Origin of the sequence: Bradyrhizobium valentinum, from assembly GCF_001440405.1 — a bacterium.
GTDB lineage: Bacteria > Pseudomonadota > Alphaproteobacteria > Rhizobiales > Xanthobacteraceae > Bradyrhizobium > Bradyrhizobium valentinum.
In genome coordinates, this window is sequence record NZ_LLXX01000173.1 from 37,709 (window position 1) to 56,111 (window position 18,403).

Here is an 18,403-nt window from a genome sequence, read left to right on the forward strand (position 1 = left end):
CTCACCGTATTTTCTTGTCGGATAGCGATTGCGGCATGCCGCGCGCGGCCTGACCGAGCGTCCGCACGATGGCGCGCCGTGCCAGGCCGATCTTGAAGTTGTTGTGTCCGTAGCCTTTGGCGCCGTGCAGCAGCCAATCCGCGGCTTGCGCAAATGCGGTCGCGTCGGCGCGTTTTCCGAGCAGGGCCGCTTCGGCCGCAGAACTGCGCCATGGCTTGTGCGCAACGCCGCCGAGCGCCAGGCGAGCTTCCTTGATCGTGTCGCCATCAAGTTCGAGCGCTGCCGCCACCGATACCAGTGCGAACGCATAGGACAGGCGATCGCGGATCTTCAGGTAGGAATAGTTCGCGCTAAAACCCTTCGGCGGAAGCTCGATGGCCGTGATGATCTCATCGGGTTCGAGGTTGGTGTCGCGCTGCGGGGTGTTGCCGGGCAACCGATGGAAATCCGCAAACGCGATGGTGCGCGCCCCGGCGGGACCTGCGACATGCACCGTGGCGTCGAGCGCTGCGAGCGCAACGCACATGTCGGAAGGATGCGTGGCGATGCAGGCTTGGCTTGTTCCGAGCACCGCATTGATGCGGTTGACCCCGTCGATCGCCGAGCAGCCGCTGCCCGGCTCGCGTTTGTTGCACGGCGTCGCCGTGTCGTAGAAATAGAAGCAGCGCGTCCGCTGCAAGAGGTTGCCGCCGGTCGAGGCCATGTTGCGCAATTGCTGCGACGCGCCGGACATGATCGCGCGTGCCAGCAGCGGATAGCGTTCCTCGATCATCGGATGGTAGGCAAGGTCGGTATTCGGCACCATCGCTCCGATCAGAACGCCGCCGGTTGAGGTTTGCTCGATGCTCCTGAGCGGGAGGTGCGAAATATCGATCAGCCGAGTGGGCTCCTCGACATCGTATTTGATCAGGTCGATCAGGTTGGTGCCGCCCGCGATGAACTTCGCGGAAGGATCTGCGGCGATCTGCTTGATGGCGTCGGCGACGTCGTTGGCGCGCGCGTATTGAAACGGGATCATGATCGCTCCATCGCTTGCAGGATCGCCGCCACGATGTTCGGATAGGCGCCGCAGCGGCAGATGTTGCCGCTCATCAGTTCGCGGATCTCGTTGGGCGTTCTTGCCTTGCCCTCGGCGAGCAGCCCGACGCCCGAACAGATCTGTCCCGACGTGCAGTAACCGCACTGAAACGCATCCTGATCGATGAACGCCTGCTGCAGCGGATGCAGCACGCCATCGCGCGCAAGGCCCTCGATCGTGATTATCTCGGCGCCTTCCTTCATCACGGCCAGCGTCAGGCAGGAGCTGATCCGCCGGCCGTCGACGAGCACGGTGCACGCGCCGCATTGCCCGTGGTCGCAGCCCTTCTTGGTGCCGGTCAGGTCGAGATGGTCGCGCAGCGCATCCAGTAGCGTCGTCCACGGCGCGACCCTGAGTTCCATCTGGTTGCCGTTGACGGTTAGCCGGATCGGAATTTTCTCCGGCACCGAGGCAGTCCGCGTTACCCGCTTTGCTGTGCCAGATCGCGCCATGTTGATCTCCGCCTGCCTGGGCTGGCGCGCCGATGGTGCGCGGGACGGGCCAGCCTGCTTGACCTTTCGCGCTGAGGGACCAGCCGCGGTTTCAAGCCTGCCTATCAACCAGTTCGAACAAGGAAGGTTCAAAGCGAAGGCGCGATATGCGCGTCCACGTCACTGCGCAGTTTCAGCGCAGCCTTCGGCGCCGTCGCGCGCGACTGAATGCGAGCGTGTCCGCAAGGTGAGTGTGGCTACAGCCTGTAGGCCGTGCGGAAGCCGCCCCAATGGCGGCCTTTGACGCGGATCGGCACGTCGATTTCGCGCATCATCACGGTGTTGCCGTTGCCCATGTCGCGGGCGTAGCTCTGGATCAGATAGGCGCGCTGGTTGCGCCCGGCGGCAAGCCCGGCCGGATCGTTGAAGATGCGGCGGTTGCGGCTGTTGGCGGTGTTCCAGGTGACGTCGCCCGGCCGCTGCGGGTGCGAATAGATCTTGTTGTGCACCGGCAGGTAGCCGTTGGTGTCGATCATGGCGCAGAACGCCATCCGCTTGTCCCTGGCCAGGAACGCTTCCTGGAACGGCGGCAAAGCGCGATCGGCCCAGTCCAGGATCTTGGTGCGGTACTGCACCGGGTTGCTGCCTGGTATCTCGACATAGTTGGTGTCGAACATGTCCTCGATCGAGATAGCACCGCTGTCGACGGCGTTCTCGAAAATCTTCTTCAGCGCAGCGCCGGCTTCCATCGCGCGGGTGACTGCCTCGGTGTTGTCGTCCTGGATCGACCACAGCTTGTCTTCGATCTTCTCGGTAAGCGCCGCATCCGGCCTTTCGAACTGTGCGTGCGCACCGGCTTTCGACCGCTGGACGATGCGAATCCGGCAGGCGCCGACATCGTGCAGCGTGGCGTCAAAACTCTGACCCTGCACCAGCGCTTCCGCGTTTGCCCCGCTGACCAGAATGCCACCCATGGAAATCTCGTAGACCGGTGCTGATATCACCCCGCGCGGGGTGACAATTTCGATCTTGAGGCTGCAAGGCAGCCTTTCGTCCTTGCGGCGCTCCTGGCGGTCGCCCTCTTTCTCTCCCTGCCGCAGCAGCACGGCGCAGCGCGCCTTCAGCTTCTGCGCAAAGGAGGTGACGGCCCGCCCGGCCTTGGCGACGCTTTCGCTATGGGCTTCGGCTTCCTTGGTCGCGCTGTCGATTTCGGTAGCGCTGTCGCCGACCGATGCGATGAAGCTGGAAGCGGAAGCCGCATTGTCGGCCATTTCGCCCGTTGTCGCGTTCTGCTCGGCGACCGCGCCGTTGACGTTGTCGAACACGGGCCGGATCGCCTCGATCGCCTGCGAGATGCGGTGCACGGCGTCGACCGAGCCCGCGGCGTCACGCTGCAGCGCCTCGATCTTCCTGGTGATCTCCTCGGTGGCGTTCTGGGTCTGCACCGCGAGCGCCTTTACTTCGGTGGCAACGACCGCGAAACCGCGCCCGGCCTCGCCGGCGCGCGCAGCCTCGATGGTGGAATTGAGCGCCAGCAGCGTGGTCTGCCGCGCGATCTGGGCGATCAGGTTGACGACGTTGCCGATCGCAGCCGAGGATTCCTTCAGGCGGTCGACATTGGCGCTGGCTTCGCGGGCGGCGTCGCTGGCCTGGTCGGCGAGCTTGCCGGCGTCGCGCACCTGCGAGCCGATCCCCTGCGCCGATTGGGTGAACTTGTCGGCGGCTAACGAAAAGGTCGTCGCGGTGCCCTGTGCGGCGCTGGTGCGGCTCGTCAGGGCGTCGGTGCGCTGGCGGATGGTGGAAAGCGTCGCGGCCGTTGCCTCGGCGCCACCGGCGACCGAATTGGCAGCGCGTTCGAGTTGGCGGATCATCGCGCCGAGTTCGAGCTCCAGCAGCTCGAGGATGGCCTTGGCCGAATCGCCGTCGCCGGAAACCGTCTCCACCGCGGTAGCGGCCGTCTGAGCCGCTGTCTGAGCCTTGGGCTGGACGGCAGGCAAGGCGGGTTCCGGCATCTGCTTTTTGAACAAACCGAAGGCCATGACGTCTCTTGAAAGTTAGGGATCGGTGCGAAATCCTCTCATCCGAGCATGAAGTCGTGGTTAACAACTGCCTGATACTTCGGCGCACGGCAGGACGGGCATACCCGAAGGGGCTGCAAATCTTTGATTTCGGCCGATTACCGGCCTATAAGGCCGCGCTTCACCCGCATCCCCTGGACGAATCCAAGAGACCCCGCATGGCCGGCCATTCCCAATTCAAGAACATCATGCACCGCAAGGGCCGGCAGGATGCCCAGAAGTCCAAGCTGTTCAGCAAGCTGGCGCGCGAAATCACCGTTGCCGCCAAATTGGGAACCCCGGACCCGGCCATGAACCCCCGGCTCCGCGCGGCCGTGATCGCGGCGCGCCAGGAAAACATGCCGAAGGACAATATCGAGCGCGCCATCAAGAAGGCGATCGGCGGCGAAAGCGAGAGCTATGATGAAATCCGCTACGAGGGCTATGGCCCCGGCGGGGTCGCCCTGATCGTCGAGGCGCTGACGGATAACCGCAACCGCGCCGCCTCCGACATCCGCTCTTACTTCACCAAGTCAGGCGGCAATCTCGGCGAAACCGGCTCGGTTGCCTTCATGTTCGACCGCACCGGCATCATCGAATATGACGCCAGCGTCGCCTCCGACGACGCGATGCTGGAAGCCGCGATCGAAGCCGGCGCCGACGACGTGGTATCCAGCGAAAGCGGCCACGAGATCTATGCCTCGCAGGAAACTTTTCGCGAGGTCGCGAAGGCGCTGGAAGCGAAGTTCGGCGAAGCCCGCAAGGCAGCGCTGACCTGGAAGCCGCAGAACACGGTCGCGGTCGACGACGAGACCGGCGAGAAGCTGTTGAAGCTGATGGACCTCCTCAACGAGCACGACGACGTCCAGAACGTCTACGCCAATTTCGAGATTTCCGACGCGCTGGTCGCCAAGATGGGTGGGTGATTGGTTGCAGGTAGTTGGTCGTCCCTGCGAAAGCAGGGACCCATACCGCGTTGCCCTATCGATAAAAGCGAGATGACTGTCGCCTTCCAAGACAATTGGAGCCGCGGCGTATGGGTCCCTGCTTTCGCAGGGACGACCACAAGTGACCGGTGCGCAGCGTCCGGGGCACGAGCCAGCCGCAAATCGGGGATTTCCGTTCTCTTTATGTTTCGTTCATCCGGCTCTGGCGTTATCACTAAGCCATGACATCTCCACCGATTCGTCACCCCGTCCGGATCATCGGTATCGACCCTGGCCTGCGCCGTACCGGCTGGGGCGTGATCGAGACCGAGGGCAACCGGCTCGTCTTTATCGGCTGCGGCTCGGTGGAGCCGCCGGACGGTCTGCCGCTGGCCAGCCGCCTGCTGGCGATCCATGAAGGGCTTGCCACAGTCCTCGGCGACTTCAGGCCGGCGGAGGCCGCGGTCGAACAGACTTTTGTCAACAAGGACGGCGTCGCGACGCTGAAGCTCGGCCAAGCCCGCGGCGTCGCCATGCTCGCGCCCGCGATGTTCGGCATCGCCGTTGCGGAATACGCGCCCAACCAGGTCAAGAAGACCGTGGTCGGCGCCGGCCACGCCGACAAGAACCAGATCGCGGTGATGCTGAAAATATTGCTGCCGAAAGCCGAGCCCAAATCCCCCGACGCCGCCGACGCGCTGGCGATCGCCATCACGCACGCCCATCACCGCCAGGGTGCCGCGCTGCGGCTGAAGGTGGCCGACGCATGGTGAGCTACTGCGTAACGCGAAGTGAGGAGAGCACACTTTTCAGGCTCCCTCCCCCCTTGCGGGGGAGGGTTGGGGAGAGGGGTAAGCCGCGGGCTCCGATCGAAGGTATGTGGCGACGACCTAGCGACGAACGCCGCAAGATGATGCGTAAGGATGCGAGTGCTTTGCGTCAGGCAACTGAGCAAGCGGCACCCCTCTCCCTAACCCTCCCCCGCAAGGGGGGAGGGAACCCATCCGCCGGTGCGCCCCTCACTGACATCAGCGTCGAATCTGGGTGGCAGCGATGATCGGCAAGCTCAAAGGCCTGATCGATTCCTACGGCGAGGACTACGTGATCCTCGACGTCGGCGGCGTCGGCTATCAGGTGCATTGTTCCTCGCGCACGCTGCAGGCGCTGCCGTCACCTGGCGAGGCCGCGGTGCTGTCGATCGAGACATATGTGCGTGAGGACCAGATCAAGCTGTTCGGTTTTCGCACTGACACCGAGCGCGAGTGGTTTCGCCTGCTGCAGACCGTGCAGGGTGTCGGCGCCAAGGTCGCGCTGGCGGTGCTCTCGACGCTGCCGCCAGCCGAACTTGCGAACGCCATCGCACTGCGCGACAAGGCCGCGGTGTCGCGCACGCCGGGTGTCGGGCCGAAGGTCGCCGAGCGCATCGTCAGCGAGTTGAAGGACAAGGCGCCTGCATTCGCCAATGTCGATCCGTCCGTGGTGCACCTTGCCGGCGCGGTCGACGATCACCGCGCGCCGCGACCGGTTACGGACGCGATCTCCGCGCTGGTCAATCTCGGCTACGGCCAGCCGCAGGCGGCGGCCGCCATCGCCGCCGCCTCGCGCAGCGCGGGTGAGAATGCGGAGACGGCGCAGCTTATTCGGTTAGGGCTGAAGGAGCTCGCGAAGTGAGCGGCGCGGTGGGCTTTACGCCGAAGACAGCGCTGGTGTTCCTGATCTTTCTCGCAGCCGGTCCGCCGTTCGGCTTCCTGGTGATATGGGCAACGGCAATGATTTTCGGGCCTAGTCAACCTGTCGCAAGCTACGGTCCCTCGGCCTATTTGCAGACGTTCGGCTTCTTTGCGATCGCTTCCTATATTGCCGGCGGTGTGCAGGCGCTGTTCCTGGCCTTCGTGGCTTCGATTGCTCAAGCGGCATCGCGAACCGGATTGGTGCCCTTCTGGCCGGTCTTTTTTGGAGCGCTGTTCATAACCGTGGCATACGCCGTTTTCATGATGGTAAAGCGCGCGGGTCCGCCTGCCTGGGAAGGGTTGTCGATATTGCTCGTCCTGCATGTCGGGAGCACGATATTGTGCTGGCTGGTCTGCAACGCGGTGCTGTGGCCGTTCCGTCGCCGCTCAAACCCGTCAGGTCCTCGCATGAACACATCGTTACCCCCGGCCGGTCCGACGATGTCGGCGACACAGCGCTACGCCGGCGAGAAGGCCGAGACCGCGCAACGGATCCGGCTAGGCCTAAAGGAATTGTCGAAATAGACTGCTATCGCCTGGCCACTGACTGACGAAGGAACGCATTCTCCATCATGCTGAGCAACAAGGACGAGGAGCTGATCGCCGTCGCGACCGAAGCCATCAGCCAGCGCTATCGCAACAAGTGGCAGGAGGTCGGTGCCGCCATGCGGACCCGCGATGGCCGTATCGTCACTGGCGTGAATATCGACGCCTATATCGGCCGGATCGCGGTCTGCGCCGAAGCGATCGCCATCGGCCGCGCCATCACCGAAAGCGGCGACCACGGCATCGAAACCATCGTCGCCGTGCGTCACCCCAAGCCCGGCGAGCCCGGCAAGATCGCGGTGGTCTCGCCCTGCGGCATCTGTCGCGAGCTGATCCACGACTATGACGCCAACGCGCGGGTCATCGTCCCCGATAGCGGCCGGGGGCCGAAAGTCGTGACCATCGGCGAACTGCTGCCCAACAAGTACAAGCGGGGCAGCGAGTGAATCCGCCCTCCCGTATCGTCACCCCCGAGCGCCGTTCCGACGATGTCGGCGGGACGCTGTCGCCCTTCTGGCGAGTGCTGTCCATCGTCTCGGTCTTCCTGGTGCTTTGGCCGCCGATCTGCGGGAGCGTGGTGTGGTGGGTCAAGTTCGATAACGCAGCGCCGATGCTTGGCTGGCTCGTTGCGGCGATGATTTACGCTTATCTGTTTTGCGTGCCGTCGGCGTTGCTAGCGGGAATAGTGCATGCAGTCGCAGCCTTAAGCTTTCGTCACTATTCGATCCTGGTGCCCATCGCAGCAGGCGTGCTTGCTGCAGTCCTGATCGAAATGGTCATTGTGAAGCCTTTCCTTTTGCGGGAGCTCGCAGATAAGGCCATGAGCAGTCTTGAACTCCTGCTTTTTGCTTCCCTGATTGCATCGGTCATCTGCTGGCGCCTGACGCGCCGGTTCGCGAGGATGGCATGAATCCTCCCTCCCGCATCGTCACCCCCGAGCGCCATTCCGACGATGTCGGCGACACCGCGTTGCGCCCGCAACTGCTCTCCGAGTTCGTCGGTCAGGCGCAGGCGCGAAAAAATCTGTCGATCTTCATCGAGGCGGCACGCAAGCGGAACGAGGCGCTCGATCACGTGCTGTTCGTCGGCCCCCCCGGCCTTGGCAAGACCACGCTGGCGCAGATCGTGGCGCGCGAGCTCGGCGTCGGCTTTCGCGCTACCTCCGGTCCCGTCATTGCCAAGGCCGGCGATCTCGCCGCGCTGCTCACCAATCTCGAAGAGCGCGATGTCCTGTTCATCGACGAGATCCATCGCCTGAGCCCGGCGGTCGAGGAAGTGCTGTACCCTGCGATGGAGGATTTTCAACTCGACCTCATCATCGGCGAGGGACCGGCGGCGCGTTCGGTCAAGATCGATCTTGCAAAGTTCACCCTCGTCGGCGCCACCACGCGCGCAGGCCTCTTGACCAATCCGCTGCGCGATCGTTTTGGCATTCCGGTGCGGTTGAATTTCTACACCGAGGAAGAGCTGGAAAGGATCGTCACCCGCGGCGCCCGCGTGCTCAATATCGGCATGACGCCGGATGGCGCCAACGAGATCGCGCGCCGTGCCCGCGGCACGCCGCGCATCGCGGGTCGCCTGCTCCGCCGCGTGCGGGATTTTGCTTCCGCAGCGGATGCAAGCTCCGTCGACCGCGCCATCGCCGACCACGCGCTGAGCGCGCTGGAGGTCGATGCCGCCGGCTTGGATGCCATGGACCGGCGCTATCTCACGACGATTGCGCTGAACTACGGCGGCGGGCCAGTCGGCGTCGAGACCATGGCGGCGGCGCTGTCGGAGCCGCGCGATGCCATCGAGGACATCATCGAGCCGTTCCTGATCCAGTGCGGCTATCTGCAGCGCACCCCGCGCGGCAGGCTCCTGACCTCGCACGCTTTCCGCCATCTCGGGCTTGCCGAACCCGCGCGCGATCCCGCGCAGTTCGGTCTGTTCGGTAATGGCGACAACGACGCCTGAGCGTTCGAACCCGATCATCCCAGCGATGCACTAAGGACCAAATGCCTGGCGCGCTTGAGCGTCGGGCTGCGGCAGAATCGCTGGTGAGAAGCTGCTTAAGGTCTGCTAACGTTCTGCACAAACGCACCGCAATTCAGGCTCAATCCGCCACCATGTTTGCGATGCATCACGATTGGATCACATGTTAACACGCCGTCATTTTCTGAAAACCATGGGTGGTCTGGGCGCGCTGGGCGTCTCGACCACCGCTTACGGATTCAGCGCACCGGTCGTCCGGCTTCGCGTCGTGCGGTACAGCATCTCGCCGCCGCAATGGCCGGCAGGGCTCAAGCTCAGGATCGCCGCCATCGCCGACCTCCACGCCTGCGATCCCTGGATGTCGCTCGATCACATCCAGGAGATCGTCGAACGCACCAATGCGCTCAAGCCTGACATCGTCGTCATGCTCGGCGACTATGTGGCCGGACATCGCAAGGTGACGCGCTTCATCCCCGATGCCGAATGGGCGCGGGTGCTGGCCGGCTTGAAGGCGCCGCTCGGCGTACACGCGGTGCTCGGCAATCACGACTGGTGGGAAGACAAGACGGTGCAGCGGGAAGGACAGGGATTGCCGTCCGCCGGCCGCGCGCTCGAGAATGTCGGCATTCCTGTTTACGAGAACGACGCGAGGAAGCTCAGCAAGAACGGCCATTCGTTCTGGCTGGCAGGTCTCGGCGATCAGCTCGCCTATATGCCGGCGCGGCGCTTTCGGCCGCTCAAGCGCATCGGTGTCGACGATCTCGGCGCGACGCTGGCGAAGGTCACCGACGACGCGCCGGTGGTTTTGATGGCGCATGAGCCCGACGTCGCCAAACGCGTGCCCTCGCGCGTCGCGCTGCAGCTCTCCGGCCATACCCATGGCGGCCAGGTGCGGATGCTGGGCTGGTCGCCCATTTCGCCGTCCGGGCAGCAGCTCGCTTACGGCCACATCCGCATGAACTGCGACGTCGTCGTCTCCGGCGGCCTCGGCTGCAGCATCATGCCGTTCCGGCTGGGCGTTCCGCCGGAAATCGTGCTGGTGACGCTGGGGGCGACAAGGCCTGCGGTGGCGTAGTTTCGTTGCTCACCGTCGCGGTTTCGCGACCTGTGCATTCGCTGCCAAAGCTGTTAATCTGTCCTCATGGATTTACCGGCCGAACACGCCAGGAAGCGCGCTCTGCTCAAGAGCCTTGTCGAAAAGGGCATGGCTGACGTGGAAGCCGGTCGCGTTGTGCCGTGGGATTTGAAAGAGTTTCTCAAGCGCGCTCACGAGCAGTTAAATCGTTCGAAATGACTTTTCCCCTCGACGGCGAGATCCGCGACGGCCGCCATCACATGCAGGTTCGTGTCTATTACGAGGACACCGATTTCCCTTGTTTGGCGTTATCGGAGTAGCCAAGGCCTTGAGCCGCAATGACTTCCTGCGTTGATCGGCGCGCTGGAAGCGGGCTTTGGCCCGTAATGGCCGCCAATCGGGCATAGGGCGTGATCTCGTAAGGCATCCGCTTGGCGGTAGGGTGAACCACGATGCTATCGATCAGGTTTGCGAGGGCAATCCGGGCCTCGGCAGACTGCGGGCTTTTGGTCAGCAATTCGTGGACCTCCATGACGTTCTTCCGATAGGCATCTTTGAATTTGGGCGGGAACGGTAGGACATTGCCGTCCGCCATGGCCGGGCCGAGATGCTTGATTTGTTCCTCAAGCGAGGCGCGCTCCATCTCCTTGGTATCAATCTTTTTGTAGAACTCGGCGGGGGGATTATTGATCTTCATGGTCGCCTCAACCAGCCGGGCGATCTCAAGGCTGAGGGCGTTTAATTTCCGCTCCAGCGCCTTGCGCTGACTGTCATTTGTCGCGCCAAGTTTTCGCTCCTCCCGGAACGCCTCGAACGCCGCATCAATGGCTTCGTCAGTCGTCAGATGGGTTACCATCTTTTCCGCCATGCCTTCCCGCAGCGTGTCAATGTCATAGCTTTTGGAATGCGAGCAGGTCTGATGTTGATGGGCGGCGGCGCACGCTACCCGGGAGGTGCCGCTCCGCGATGTGTTTGCAATCCTCATCGGGCCATTGCAGGCACCGCATCGAAGCAAGCCGCCGAACAGATGCTCGCCGCGCGGCGTGACCGGGCGGCGAACGACCTTGCCGCCCGGCCCGAATTTCTTGACCGCACGCTGCTGGCGAACCTTCTGTGCGGCGTTCCAGAGTTCATCCGAGATGATGCGCAAGGCCGAGTTAAATTCCTTAATGTGATCCCCTTTCGGATTGCACCGCTTCACCTTGCGCTTCGTGTCCGGGTTCTCCTCGGTCGAGTGGGTGTTCCATTCGATCTCGCCGATATACTTCCTATTGCCGATGATGCCTTTGGCATACATCCCGCCAACGAAGGCTTGGCTATTCCAAATCGTGTTGCCCTTGTATCGGCTGTCGCGATGACTGGCCGGGCTCGGGATGCCTTCGCTCGTCAAGTCGGCAGCGATGGCGCGTGGCGAGCGACCGGATGCATACTCTTCGAAAATCCGAACGACGATCTTTGCTGTCTCGGGGTTGATCTCATGCTCGCCCGGCTTGCCGGGTACGGCGCGATAGCCATAAGCAGGCGCACCGGGCACACCGCCATTAGAGAGGCAAAGGGTTTGGCCCCGGCGAACGTTTATTGCGCGAGACTCGTTGTCGAGAGTCGAGACCAGACCATGGATGGCGATGTCCTTGTCGGTCTGCCATCCCTTCTGGGTCAGCATTTCGACGCGATTGTAGTTGCAAATCTTCTTGAGCATGCCGGTATCGATTGCGTCGCGAGACAGGCGGCTCAAATCTTCGATGATTATGACATTGAATTCGCGGCGGCGGATCGCCGCCACCATCGCTGCATAGCCATCGCGACCGGCAATCGATTTGCCAGATCGCGCCTTATCAAAAAACACCTCGGTAACGTCCAGCCCGTTCCGTTTGGCAAGCTTCCCGCAAACGAGCTTCTGGCCCTCGATTGAACTATCTTTCTGCATGATGCTCGAATAGCGAGCATAGATCGCCGCTGTTTTCAGATTACCCCTTGCCGCCGCTGACATCGCTCTCGTCCCCTATGTGCTCGGTTAAGCCGTCTCGTTCCGCCCGCGCCATCTGCCGTCCGATTGCTCTCGCAAATTCAAGCCATTGTTCGCGGTGGCTTGGATGATCGAGGCTGCGCGGGTCGGAGGGATCAAGCGGCCGGATGACCGCTTTTTGCCCTTCGGATTTCCGGGAGACTACGCGGGAACGCATTACTGAAGGCTCCTCGGACATGCGGGACAACGGTAAAAAAGGCAATGATTTCCGCTATGTAGCGGTAGTGCCTACGTTTTTCGGGTCGGTTTTTGGCCCCTCGGCCGCCGGGGCCGCCGCACTCAGGCTGATTTGCCGAGTCGGCCCGGGCCGGGGCCGGGGGCGGCCCGGGGCGGGGTCATGGCCGCCCTCCCGCCGCCGCCTTCGGCTCAATCCGCCGTAGCGCCGCGCGCTTGTAGGCATCGACTGTGTCGAGGTCGATCAAGGTCCGGCCGCCGCGCTTATAGGCGTCGATCTGCCCGGCATTGAGGAGCTGGTAGCACTTGGTGTGGGAGAAGCCGCCATAGCGGCACGCCTCGCGCACCGTGACCAGCCGCTGCGGCTCATTCACAATCTCGCTCATCGTCGGTCCTCATTCCGCCGCCGCATCGGGCGCGACGGCCATCTGCCTTTCGGTCTCCGCTCACCACGATCCTTCGCCAGCAGGCGGGCGCGGAATTCCGCCTCGGCATCGGTGACATGCCTGATCTTCGCAATCTCGGGCATGTCCTTCTTCGCGGTCTTGATCCGATGCTCCAGGATCAGGCGCGGGTCCAAATTCCACGGCTCGGTCGGCCCGCCTGCCTCGACCCGGATCGGATAGTGATCAAACTGGAACAGCGAGATGATCTGATCCGCCGACATCAGCTTGGCGTGCTCATGCGGGATCAGGCGCTCGCCGTCATCGTCGGTCAGCGCGAGCAGCGCGGCGGCGCATTTGATCCGGAGGCTGGGCGCGCAACGGCTCATCAATCCTCGCGCCCCTCAATCCGGTACGGGATGCGCCCGCCCTTGCTGCAAACATCGGCGACGGTCTCCCGGATCGGCACGCGGATCGATTGCGCGATCAGGTCGGCCTCGGCGGGGGTCAGTTTGCTGACGATCAGCTCGACCGTCGCCGTGCCATCGGTCTCGCGAAAAACCTGACAGTTGATCTCACGGCTCTGCATCTGTCCCGCCATCGCCGGTCTCCTTCACAAGTAATCGGTCAACCACCGCGCCGATGATGCTCGACGGCTGGTTCTGGCTGTCGCGCGTGATGGCTCTGGCCACCGTCTCAAGCGGGACGCCGTATTGCAGCGCCAGCGAGAGCAGGACCGCGCCATCGCGCGCGACCGCCTCGACGGCCTCGCCCGACTTGCCGCCGGTTATGAACACCTCGCCGAGCCTGCCGTCGTCGTAGTAGCCGACCGTCACCGCATGGTTGCGGTTCAATCCGCCGAACGGCAGGTCGAACGTTTCGGCGGCGCGGCGTGGCGGCAAAACGTTACGGTCAACCATCATCGACCTCCGCAAGCGGCCAGCGCGTCCCGTCATAAACCAGCGTTGCCGGTCGCATCAGTTCGTTGCTGGCGTCCATCGCCACGGCGAGCGGCTGGACCTCGCTGCCCTTGATGAACGCCACATGCACATCGCGGCACCAGACTTGGACCGCGAAACGGTCGTGCTCATTGTTGGGATCACGACGCAGCGTCAGCGGCTCGCCTGCCTTCATCGCGGCCACGATGCCGCTGGCACCGGGCCGATGCTTCATGCCGACAATGGTGTAGAGGTTCTTCATCCGATCAACCATCGCGTGGCACCGAGGATCAGCGCGGCGGCGACGTTCGAACCGATGACGACCGCGAGCGCCGGGCCGATCCGCTCGAACATCTTGCCGTAGTCCCAGCCGAGCAGGATGTAGACCGCAACGAGCAAGCCGCCCGCCATGATGATCCCCGCATCGAACAGGCCGAAATAGAAAACCAGCGTCGGATACCAGCTCATGATCTATCTCCCTCGCTAGGCGGCGACCGCTGCCGCTTTCGGTTTGCGCTGACGCTTTTCGCCTTCAAGCAAGGAGGAGAATTGCTTGATCGCGGCGGCTAGCTCATTCGCCTGCGCCTTGGTCGTGATAGCGGCGGTGATGTGCAGTTCGACCACCTCGTTTGCGGTATCGACGCGGATGTCGGTGCCCTTCGGAATTCTCATCGGTCTCTCCATGTTCGCCAGAAGTATCTGGCATTGCTCAATAGCCACGCGCCGCCCATCGCCGCGAACGGGATGAGCTGCTCGCGGGTCACCGCCGTCCCTTCTTGACGCGCGGCGCGCCTATCGGCTTGGTCTGAAGCTTGACGACGTCTTGACCTTCTTCCGCGCGGCAAAGTTCTGCTCGCGCATCTCGCGCAGCCGCATCTCGTTTTTACCGATCTTCGATTTGGTCATGTTCGCCTCCTGCGGTAGCGGCGGGCGTATCGACGCCGCCGGAAATGTTTGCGATGCCGCCGCTTTGGCCGAACCTCTGTCACGACGGCGGTCTCCGCTGCGGCGGTGACCGGCGGCGGCGCAACGTTCTCGCGCAGCACGATGCGCCGGTCCCATAGTGCGCTGAAGCTTTCGCCCTCATTGGCCGCCGCCAGGGCGGGCGCGGCGATGGCGCAGGCGAGGGCTTGCAGGAGGGCGCGGCGAGCGATCATCGCTTGCGGCCCATGATGACGACAAAATTGCAGCCCTGCGCCGCGATGTCGGTGACGGCCTTGCACTGGTCGCAGGTGCCCTTGGTGTGAAACTTGTTCGGCGTGCTGATGGTCAGGCGCGCGCCGCAGCCCGCGCAGGAGAACTTCTGATGAACCTCATGGCCCATCAGCGCGATCTCTTTCGCCTTGGCTGCAACATCGACCAGCGGGAAATCCTGATGTCTCATCGGCGCTTCTCCACATACTGTTTCGCCAGCATCGACGACGCCCAATCGCGGTCCATGTGGCCGCCGTCCATCATTCCGTTGCGCCTGCCGTGCCAGTAGCTGCGGCTGCGGTTGTCGCCGCAGGGGAAGTTCTCGCGGCCATCGAGATAGCCCTCGACGATCTCGTCACTGTCGAGCGTTGCGAGCGCGCCCAGCGTGCAGACCGGCTGCCGGTGCAGCAGCCGGTCGAGTACCTGCCGCGCGTCAGGCGTGAGGTTGTGGTTCGAGTGCACCATCTTTGGCCTCGCCATAGTCGATGGGGTCCAATCCGCGATACCGGCCACGCTCATCGGCGGGCGGCGCGCTCGGCGCAGGCAGTTCATCGAGGCGAATGGCGTCGCGCTCGGCCAGCTCGCGCTCGGCGGCGTGGTACTTGTGCAGGCCGGTCACCAAGTTCGCGCCGGTCTGGTCGAGCAGGATTTTGATCTGCTCGGCTCTCCGCATGTAATTGTCGCGCTCGCGCTGCAAGGTCGAGCAGCGGCGGGTCAACTGCTCGCGCTCGAATTCCATCACCGACAGCGTGTGCCGAAAGCTCTCGTTCTCGGCGAGCAGCATCTGCACTTGGCTTTCGAGCGCCGAGATTTCGTTGGTCAGGTTCATCAGTCGGTTCTCCTTCGGTTGGTTAAGTCGGGCCAGTCAGCAGCAGCGGCATCCTGCCGCCCTTGTAGGCGTCGGCGATCTGCGGGCGGATGGTCTCGCTGACCGTCTGCCCGGTCGGCATGACGATGTGAGGCATGAATGCATCCTCGAACGTCTCAATGCCGCTATCGATGGACACCAGCTTGGACTTGATGGTCAGAAACAGCGCGCGCCAGCGCTCGCGGTGGTGCTTCTGCGTCCTCGCGTCGTCGCCCTTGGTGAGCGGCAGCGAGAACCGGATGCGCCGACTGTTGCACTCGAACGCGATGGACGCGCCGGTCTCATGGACCGCATAGGCGAACGCGGTCGCGCCAAACCGGGCGAGCGTGGTTTCGATCTCGATGCGGGTCTGGGGGACCGGCACCTTGGTATCGACGGCATATTTGGTGCGCTTCATCGGTCGATCACCCGGCGAACGATGGCCTCGAAGCGCTCGACGCCAACGGCGACGGCGGAATGCTTGCGGTTGAAGGCGTCCGCGAGCTGATGGAACGTCGCGCCAGTGGCGACCCGCGCGAACGCCATGATCTTGTGGCGCTTGTCGGTTTTCTCGCGATTGTTGTCGCGCGCAAGGATGTCATCGACCGGGATGTCGAAGGCAATCGCGCCGAGCTTGATGACGACGGCGCAGTGCTTGTGCCATTTGCGATTGCCGACCTCGCGCCGGTACTCGCGCTCCATCCAGGTATAGCGGTCAATGTCGTCGTGGTGGTGCGCCGCATCGGGCGCGGCATGGGGAGAGTTGTGGCGGTCGTAGTTGCCAACGCAAACGAGAACTTCAGTCATGTATCGGCCGCCTTCATCGGGATGTCGCCGGGGAATTGCTCGGTCGCTTCGCTGGGTTGCTCAATGGTGGTGCCAGCGCCCGATGTCTCGGGCTCGGCGACGACCTTCTCAGGCTCGGGCTCCGATTTCTTTCGCGATCTCGATGGTTTGGCCTCGGCAGGCGGGGCGGCCTGCGATGCGCTCGCGGCAATCGATGCCTCGATACCGGCCAGCGCCTTCTCCGCGCCGCTGAAGCCTTCGGCGGATGGACCGCGCAGCCGCGCCGAAAGCTTGGGCGAGACATCCTTGGCGATGTCGGACGCGACCGTGAACCCGGCGTCCTCCATCTCGTCGCGGCCATACATGCCCGCGATGACATCGGGGCAGTACATCCGCGCCCAATCGCGGCTCATGTTGTAGAACAGTTGCAGGTCGGGCTTCTTGTCCCAGAGCGGCGAGCCCTTCACCTTGCCCTTCTCGTTGTGGCCCGGATGCAGCTTGCCGAGCGTGAACTGATCCGGGTCGGCATCGAGCGGCGGGAAATAGCGCGGCTCGGTCTCGCCCTTGAAGGTCGCCCATACCCGGCACCTGCGCGCATCGCCGCTGCCTTCATAGCCGACCTGCAATCGCGTCGTGATCGGCGCGCGGGCCTCGATGATCGCGTGAAAGAACTGGCTCTCATAGGCGACGCGCTGGACCTTCTGGCCGTTGACCCATTGCTCGACAACGTAGGACCAGTTCGCCAGAGCGAGCGGCGAGATACCGAGTTCTTGCGCACGGAGATTGTTGGCGAAGCACATGCCGACATTGCCCTGCATGTGCGGCGGGATCATCGGGCCAGCCGTCGCCATCAGCTTCGCGGCATCGACCATGTCGCGCAGGTTGGCGTAATCGACGCCGCCGCCCTTGAACAGTTGCACCGCCTCGGTACGCTCGCTGACGATTTTCTCGGCGTCGCCGCGCATCAGGTCGCCCTTGGTCACGCGCTCCGCAGTGATGGTGGTGTCGGACATCAGGCGGCCTCCCTTAGCTGGTAGTTGATCCGGTCATCGACCGACTTCCGATACCAGTCCGGCAGGTCGATATATTCGGCGTCGGCGTGGTCATCGCCGGGGCCGGGCCAGTGCTTGGCCTCGTAGCATTCCATGAAGGTACGCAGCGCCAGCTCGTTCTGCTTTTCGCCGCGCAGCAAATCCTCGTCGCGCAGGGTCTGGACGCGGACGCAATAGGGCGGGTTCTTCTCGACCCAGACCAGCGTGAATGACGACGCCGGTATGCCGAGCGCGCGCGCGGCCTCAAGGATCATCGCGCCCTGCATGTGATAGCCGTAGTTGATGATCGACCGCTGGCAGTCGCGATACAGCACGCTCTCGGTCGTTTTCAGATCGACGAAGTCGCCGCTGTCATTCGGGATGTTGTCCGGGCGCGCCTTGATCCAGTAGCCGTGCTTCTTCCAGAACAGCGAGCGCTCGACATCACCGGCCAGCAAGCCCTGCATCACCATCGGGTGCTTGCCGAGCGCCAGCATCATGCCCTTGGCCTGCTCGACATCGTCCATCGAGACGACGGACTGACCGCGTTCCCGCGCATCAGCCATCCATTTGATGCAGGTCTTGTTGGCGTGGTGCCAGTCGCGACCATCTGGCGCACGCTCGGGCCGGATGATGTACCGGCTCTCGTTGAAGGGCACGCCCTCAATAAGCAGGTGCAGCAATCGACCGAGCCGGTAGGCATCGGTTTCCTTCTGGATGATGCGGTTCGGGTTGAACGCAGCTCTGGCGAAGAAATGTGCGGGCGACTTCTCGTCGATGCCCCGCAGCATTGAGGAGGAAACCGAGACGCCATCGCAGATGTCGGCGCGATGGTAGTCATCCAGCGGGATGTGGCGGTAAATCCCTGGCGCAGCGATGCGCTGACCGTTCCATGGCATCGACTGCATTGCGCGATCCTCCCGAATAGCGGTTGGTCAAACCTCGCCCGTTGAGCGGCGCGCGTCGGCGCACCGTTCTGGGACAGGTCTGATGATCGTCGTTCTATTTGGTCCGCGTTGTGCGCGCTGCGGTTGGCAGGTCCGTCCACCAACTTGCGCGGTTACGATGAGCGTTTCTGTTTTTCGCTGTGCTCAACCGTACCGCGTTATCAAAATTCGATTGCCTGCAACTGTCAATCGTGCCGGAGAAAAATAGCTTCCGGTTCCGATCTGCATCGTTTGAATGAGAAAAATCGTTTTGCAATTCG

At 63.2% G+C, this 18,403-nt stretch carries 28 protein-coding genes and 1 pseudogene; 10 read left to right on the plus strand and 19 right to left on the minus strand.

All coding sequences use genetic code 11. The annotated features are described in order from the left end of the window. Nucleotide 1: 1 nt before the first annotated feature. The 3 genes from CP49_RS30770 to CP49_RS30780 all read right to left on the minus strand — a co-directional run bounded on the left by CP49_RS30770 (nucleotide 2) and on the right by CP49_RS30780 (nucleotide 3,548). Nucleotides 2-1,018, minus strand: a complete 1,017-nt coding sequence (locus CP49_RS30770) for an FAD binding domain-containing protein (protein WP_057853875.1) — start codon at nucleotides 1,016-1,018, stop codon at nucleotides 2-4. After that, nucleotides 1,015-1,530 (minus strand): (2Fe-2S)-binding protein, encoded by a 516-nt coding sequence (locus CP49_RS30775; RefSeq protein ID WP_057853876.1) that lies wholly within the window; start codon nucleotides 1,528-1,530, stop codon nucleotides 1,015-1,017. The genes CP49_RS30770 and CP49_RS30775 overlap by 4 nt, the downstream gene beginning before the upstream one ends. A 236-nt stretch (nucleotides 1,531-1,766) precedes the next feature. Continuing rightward, on the minus strand, nucleotides 1,767-3,548 hold the full coding sequence (locus tag CP49_RS30780; protein ID WP_057853877.1) for a methyl-accepting chemotaxis protein: 1,782 nt from the start codon (nucleotides 3,546-3,548) through the stop codon (nucleotides 1,767-1,769). A gap of 197 nt (nucleotides 3,549-3,745) precedes the next feature. On the opposite strand from CP49_RS30780, the gene CP49_RS30785 reads away from it, so the two are divergent. The 10 genes and pseudogenes from CP49_RS30785 to CP49_RS48060 all read left to right on the plus strand — a co-directional run. Next, on the plus strand, nucleotides 3,746-4,492 hold the full coding sequence (locus tag CP49_RS30785; protein WP_057853878.1) for a YebC/PmpR family DNA-binding transcriptional regulator: 747 nt from the start codon (nucleotides 3,746-3,748) through the stop codon (nucleotides 4,490-4,492). Nucleotides 4,493-4,734: 242 nt separating this feature from the next. Then, the gene (gene ruvC, locus CP49_RS30790; RefSeq protein ID WP_057853879.1) at nucleotides 4,735-5,265 is read left to right on the plus strand and encodes a crossover junction endodeoxyribonuclease RuvC; all 531 of its coding nucleotides are present in this window, start codon (nucleotides 4,735-4,737) and stop codon (nucleotides 5,263-5,265) included. Between the two features lie 280 nt (nucleotides 5,266-5,545). Continuing rightward, nucleotides 5,546-6,163, plus strand: coding sequence for a Holliday junction branch migration protein RuvA (ruvA, locus tag CP49_RS30795; RefSeq protein ID WP_057853880.1), 618 nt, complete (start codon nucleotides 5,546-5,548; stop codon nucleotides 6,161-6,163). Continuing rightward, nucleotides 6,160-6,747 (plus strand): hypothetical protein, encoded by a 588-nt coding sequence (locus tag CP49_RS48055; protein WP_245310949.1) that lies wholly within the window; start codon nucleotides 6,160-6,162, stop codon nucleotides 6,745-6,747. Before ruvA ends, CP49_RS48055 begins: the two co-directional genes overlap by 4 nt. Before the next feature lie 47 nt (nucleotides 6,748-6,794). Then, nucleotides 6,795-7,214: a cytidine deaminase gene (locus tag CP49_RS30805; protein ID WP_057853882.1), complete on the plus strand. Its 420-nt coding sequence runs from the start codon at nucleotides 6,795-6,797 to the stop codon at nucleotides 7,212-7,214. 74 nt (nucleotides 7,215-7,288) lie between these two features. Next, nucleotides 7,289-7,678, plus strand: a complete 390-nt coding sequence (locus tag CP49_RS30810) for a hypothetical protein (RefSeq protein ID WP_156438749.1) — start codon at nucleotides 7,289-7,291, stop codon at nucleotides 7,676-7,678. Continuing rightward, on the plus strand, nucleotides 7,675-8,724 hold the full coding sequence (gene ruvB, locus CP49_RS30815; RefSeq protein ID WP_057853884.1) for a Holliday junction branch migration DNA helicase RuvB: 1,050 nt from the start codon (nucleotides 7,675-7,677) through the stop codon (nucleotides 8,722-8,724). Before CP49_RS30810 ends, ruvB begins: the two co-directional genes overlap by 4 nt. A gap of 181 nt (nucleotides 8,725-8,905) precedes the next feature. Then, on the plus strand, nucleotides 8,906-9,817 hold the full coding sequence (locus tag CP49_RS30820) for a metallophosphoesterase (protein WP_057853885.1): 912 nt from the start codon (nucleotides 8,906-8,908) through the stop codon (nucleotides 9,815-9,817). Nucleotides 9,818-9,883: 66 nt separating this feature from the next. Further along, complete coding sequence (locus CP49_RS45360; protein ID WP_156438750.1) at nucleotides 9,884-10,036, plus strand: hypothetical protein; 153 nt, start codon at nucleotides 9,884-9,886, stop codon at nucleotides 10,034-10,036. Next, a pseudogene (locus CP49_RS48060) lies at nucleotides 10,033-10,113 on the plus strand (acyl-CoA thioester hydrolase); the annotation flags it as partial. The gene CP49_RS45360 and the pseudogene CP49_RS48060, both read left to right, overlap by 4 nt. Here CP49_RS48060 and CP49_RS30825 read toward each other — a convergent pair. From CP49_RS30825 to CP49_RS30900, 16 genes are all read right to left on the minus strand, one after another. Then, nucleotides 10,095-11,807, minus strand: coding sequence for a recombinase family protein (locus CP49_RS30825; protein WP_063791805.1), 1,713 nt, complete (start codon nucleotides 11,805-11,807; stop codon nucleotides 10,095-10,097). The pseudogene CP49_RS48060 and the gene CP49_RS30825 overlap by 19 nt on opposite strands. A 371-nt stretch (nucleotides 11,808-12,178) precedes the next feature. Then, entirely contained in the window at nucleotides 12,179-12,403 is a 225-nt protein-coding gene (locus tag CP49_RS30830) for an excisionase family DNA-binding protein (RefSeq protein ID WP_057853887.1), read from the minus strand. Continuing rightward, a complete protein-coding gene (locus CP49_RS30835) occupies nucleotides 12,400-12,789 on the minus strand; it encodes a hypothetical protein (RefSeq protein ID WP_057853888.1) in 390 nt (129 codons plus the stop codon). Before CP49_RS30835 ends, CP49_RS30830 begins: the two co-directional genes overlap by 4 nt. Next, nucleotides 12,789-13,001, minus strand: coding sequence for a hypothetical protein (locus tag CP49_RS30840; protein ID WP_156438751.1), 213 nt, complete (start codon nucleotides 12,999-13,001; stop codon nucleotides 12,789-12,791). The genes CP49_RS30835 and CP49_RS30840 overlap by 1 nt, the downstream gene beginning before the upstream one ends. Then, the gene (locus CP49_RS30845) at nucleotides 12,976-13,320 is read right to left on the minus strand and encodes a TSCPD domain-containing protein (protein ID WP_057853890.1); all 345 of its coding nucleotides are present in this window, start codon (nucleotides 13,318-13,320) and stop codon (nucleotides 12,976-12,978) included. The genes CP49_RS30840 and CP49_RS30845 overlap by 26 nt, the downstream gene beginning before the upstream one ends. Further along, nucleotides 13,313-13,612, minus strand: coding sequence for an HIRAN domain-containing protein (locus CP49_RS30850; protein ID WP_156438752.1), 300 nt, complete (start codon nucleotides 13,610-13,612; stop codon nucleotides 13,313-13,315). The genes CP49_RS30845 and CP49_RS30850 overlap by 8 nt, the downstream gene beginning before the upstream one ends. Next, a complete protein-coding gene (locus tag CP49_RS30855) occupies nucleotides 13,597-13,806 on the minus strand; it encodes a hypothetical protein (RefSeq protein WP_057853892.1) in 210 nt (69 codons plus the stop codon). Before CP49_RS30855 ends, CP49_RS30850 begins: the two co-directional genes overlap by 16 nt. Nucleotides 13,807-13,821: 15 nt before the next feature. Continuing rightward, a complete protein-coding gene (locus CP49_RS30860; RefSeq protein WP_057853893.1) occupies nucleotides 13,822-14,010 on the minus strand; it encodes a hypothetical protein in 189 nt (62 codons plus the stop codon). Between the two features lie 230 nt (nucleotides 14,011-14,240). Continuing rightward, complete coding sequence (locus CP49_RS30865) at nucleotides 14,241-14,495, minus strand: hypothetical protein (RefSeq protein WP_057853894.1); 255 nt, start codon at nucleotides 14,493-14,495, stop codon at nucleotides 14,241-14,243. After that, nucleotides 14,492-14,722 (minus strand): hypothetical protein, encoded by a 231-nt coding sequence (locus CP49_RS30870; protein ID WP_057853895.1) that lies wholly within the window; start codon nucleotides 14,720-14,722, stop codon nucleotides 14,492-14,494. The genes CP49_RS30865 and CP49_RS30870 overlap by 4 nt, the downstream gene beginning before the upstream one ends. After that, the gene (locus CP49_RS30875) at nucleotides 14,719-14,997 is read right to left on the minus strand and encodes a hypothetical protein (protein WP_082646331.1); all 279 of its coding nucleotides are present in this window, start codon (nucleotides 14,995-14,997) and stop codon (nucleotides 14,719-14,721) included. The genes CP49_RS30870 and CP49_RS30875 overlap by 4 nt, the downstream gene beginning before the upstream one ends. Next, complete coding sequence (locus CP49_RS30880; RefSeq protein ID WP_057853896.1) at nucleotides 14,966-15,361, minus strand: hypothetical protein; 396 nt, start codon at nucleotides 15,359-15,361, stop codon at nucleotides 14,966-14,968. The genes CP49_RS30875 and CP49_RS30880 overlap by 32 nt, the downstream gene beginning before the upstream one ends. A 22-nt stretch (nucleotides 15,362-15,383) precedes the next feature. Then, nucleotides 15,384-15,797 carry a hypothetical protein gene (locus tag CP49_RS30885; RefSeq protein WP_057853897.1) on the minus strand — a complete coding sequence of 138 codons (414 nt, stop codon included), beginning with the start codon at nucleotides 15,795-15,797 and terminating at the stop codon, nucleotides 15,384-15,386. Continuing rightward, nucleotides 15,794-16,186 (minus strand): hypothetical protein, encoded by a 393-nt coding sequence (locus CP49_RS30890; RefSeq protein WP_057853898.1) that lies wholly within the window; start codon nucleotides 16,184-16,186, stop codon nucleotides 15,794-15,796. The genes CP49_RS30885 and CP49_RS30890 overlap by 4 nt, the downstream gene beginning before the upstream one ends. Continuing rightward, entirely contained in the window at nucleotides 16,183-17,178 is a 996-nt protein-coding gene (locus CP49_RS30895) for a recombinase RecT (protein WP_057853899.1), read from the minus strand. The genes CP49_RS30890 and CP49_RS30895 overlap by 4 nt, the downstream gene beginning before the upstream one ends. Next, nucleotides 17,178-18,104: a PD-(D/E)XK nuclease-like domain-containing protein gene (locus CP49_RS30900; protein WP_057853900.1), complete on the minus strand. Its 927-nt coding sequence runs from the start codon at nucleotides 18,102-18,104 to the stop codon at nucleotides 17,178-17,180. Before CP49_RS30900 ends, CP49_RS30895 begins: the two co-directional genes overlap by 1 nt. Nucleotides 18,105-18,403: the final 299 nt, after the last annotated feature.

Coding starts and splice junctions, on each gene's coding strand:
- CP49_RS30895 (WP_057853899.1), bottom strand. CDS start 17,178: ATGTCCGACACCACCATCACTGCGGAGCGCGTGACCAAGGGCGACCTG.
- ruvC (WP_057853879.1), top strand. CDS start 4,735: ATGACATCTCCACCGATTCGTCACCCCGTCCGGATCATCGGTATCGAC.
- CP49_RS30890 (WP_057853898.1), bottom strand. CDS start 16,186: ATGACTGAAGTTCTCGTTTGCGTTGGCAACTACGACCGCCACAACTCT.
- CP49_RS30875 (WP_082646331.1), bottom strand. CDS start 14,997: ATGGTGCACTCGAACCACAACCTCACGCCTGACGCGCGGCAGGTACTC.
- CP49_RS45360 (WP_156438750.1), top strand. CDS start 9,884: ATGGATTTACCGGCCGAACACGCCAGGAAGCGCGCTCTGCTCAAGAGC.
- CP49_RS30825 (WP_063791805.1), bottom strand. CDS start 11,807: ATGTCAGCGGCGGCAAGGGGTAATCTGAAAACAGCGGCGATCTATGCT.
- CP49_RS30785 (WP_057853878.1), top strand. CDS start 3,746: ATGGCCGGCCATTCCCAATTCAAGAACATCATGCACCGCAAGGGCCGG.
- CP49_RS30840 (WP_156438751.1), bottom strand. CDS start 13,001: ATGGCGGGACAGATGCAGAGCCGTGAGATCAACTGTCAGGTTTTTCGC.
- CP49_RS30770 (WP_057853875.1), bottom strand. CDS start 1,018: ATGATCCCGTTTCAATACGCGCGCGCCAACGACGTCGCCGACGCCATC.
- CP49_RS30880 (WP_057853896.1), bottom strand. CDS start 15,361: ATGAACCTGACCAACGAAATCTCGGCGCTCGAAAGCCAAGTGCAGATG.
- CP49_RS30830 (WP_057853887.1), bottom strand. CDS start 12,403: ATGAGCGAGATTGTGAATGAGCCGCAGCGGCTGGTCACGGTGCGCGAG.
- CP49_RS30900 (WP_057853900.1), bottom strand. CDS start 18,104: ATGCAGTCGATGCCATGGAACGGTCAGCGCATCGCTGCGCCAGGGATT.
- CP49_RS30865 (WP_057853894.1), bottom strand. CDS start 14,495: ATGATCGCTCGCCGCGCCCTCCTGCAAGCCCTCGCCTGCGCCATCGCC.
- CP49_RS30845 (WP_057853890.1), bottom strand. CDS start 13,320: ATGGTTGACCGTAACGTTTTGCCGCCACGCCGCGCCGCCGAAACGTTC.
- CP49_RS30780 (WP_057853877.1), bottom strand. CDS start 3,548: ATGGCCTTCGGTTTGTTCAAAAAGCAGATGCCGGAACCCGCCTTGCCT.
- CP49_RS30835 (WP_057853888.1), bottom strand. CDS start 12,789: ATGAGCCGTTGCGCGCCCAGCCTCCGGATCAAATGCGCCGCCGCGCTG.
- ruvB (WP_057853884.1), top strand. CDS start 7,675: ATGAATCCTCCCTCCCGCATCGTCACCCCCGAGCGCCATTCCGACGAT.
- CP49_RS30860 (WP_057853893.1), bottom strand. CDS start 14,010: ATGAGAATTCCGAAGGGCACCGACATCCGCGTCGATACCGCAAACGAG.
- CP49_RS30885 (WP_057853897.1), bottom strand. CDS start 15,797: ATGAAGCGCACCAAATATGCCGTCGATACCAAGGTGCCGGTCCCCCAG.
- CP49_RS30855 (WP_057853892.1), bottom strand. CDS start 13,806: ATGAGCTGGTATCCGACGCTGGTTTTCTATTTCGGCCTGTTCGATGCG.
- CP49_RS30775 (WP_057853876.1), bottom strand. CDS start 1,530: ATGGCGCGATCTGGCACAGCAAAGCGGGTAACGCGGACTGCCTCGGTG.
- CP49_RS30850 (WP_156438752.1), bottom strand. CDS start 13,612: ATGGTTGATCGGATGAAGAACCTCTACACCATTGTCGGCATGAAGCAT.
- CP49_RS30820 (WP_057853885.1), top strand. CDS start 8,906: ATGTTAACACGCCGTCATTTTCTGAAAACCATGGGTGGTCTGGGCGCG.
- CP49_RS30805 (WP_057853882.1), top strand. CDS start 6,795: ATGCTGAGCAACAAGGACGAGGAGCTGATCGCCGTCGCGACCGAAGCC.
- ruvA (WP_057853880.1), top strand. CDS start 5,546: ATGATCGGCAAGCTCAAAGGCCTGATCGATTCCTACGGCGAGGACTAC.
- CP49_RS30870 (WP_057853895.1), bottom strand. CDS start 14,722: ATGAGACATCAGGATTTCCCGCTGGTCGATGTTGCAGCCAAGGCGAAA.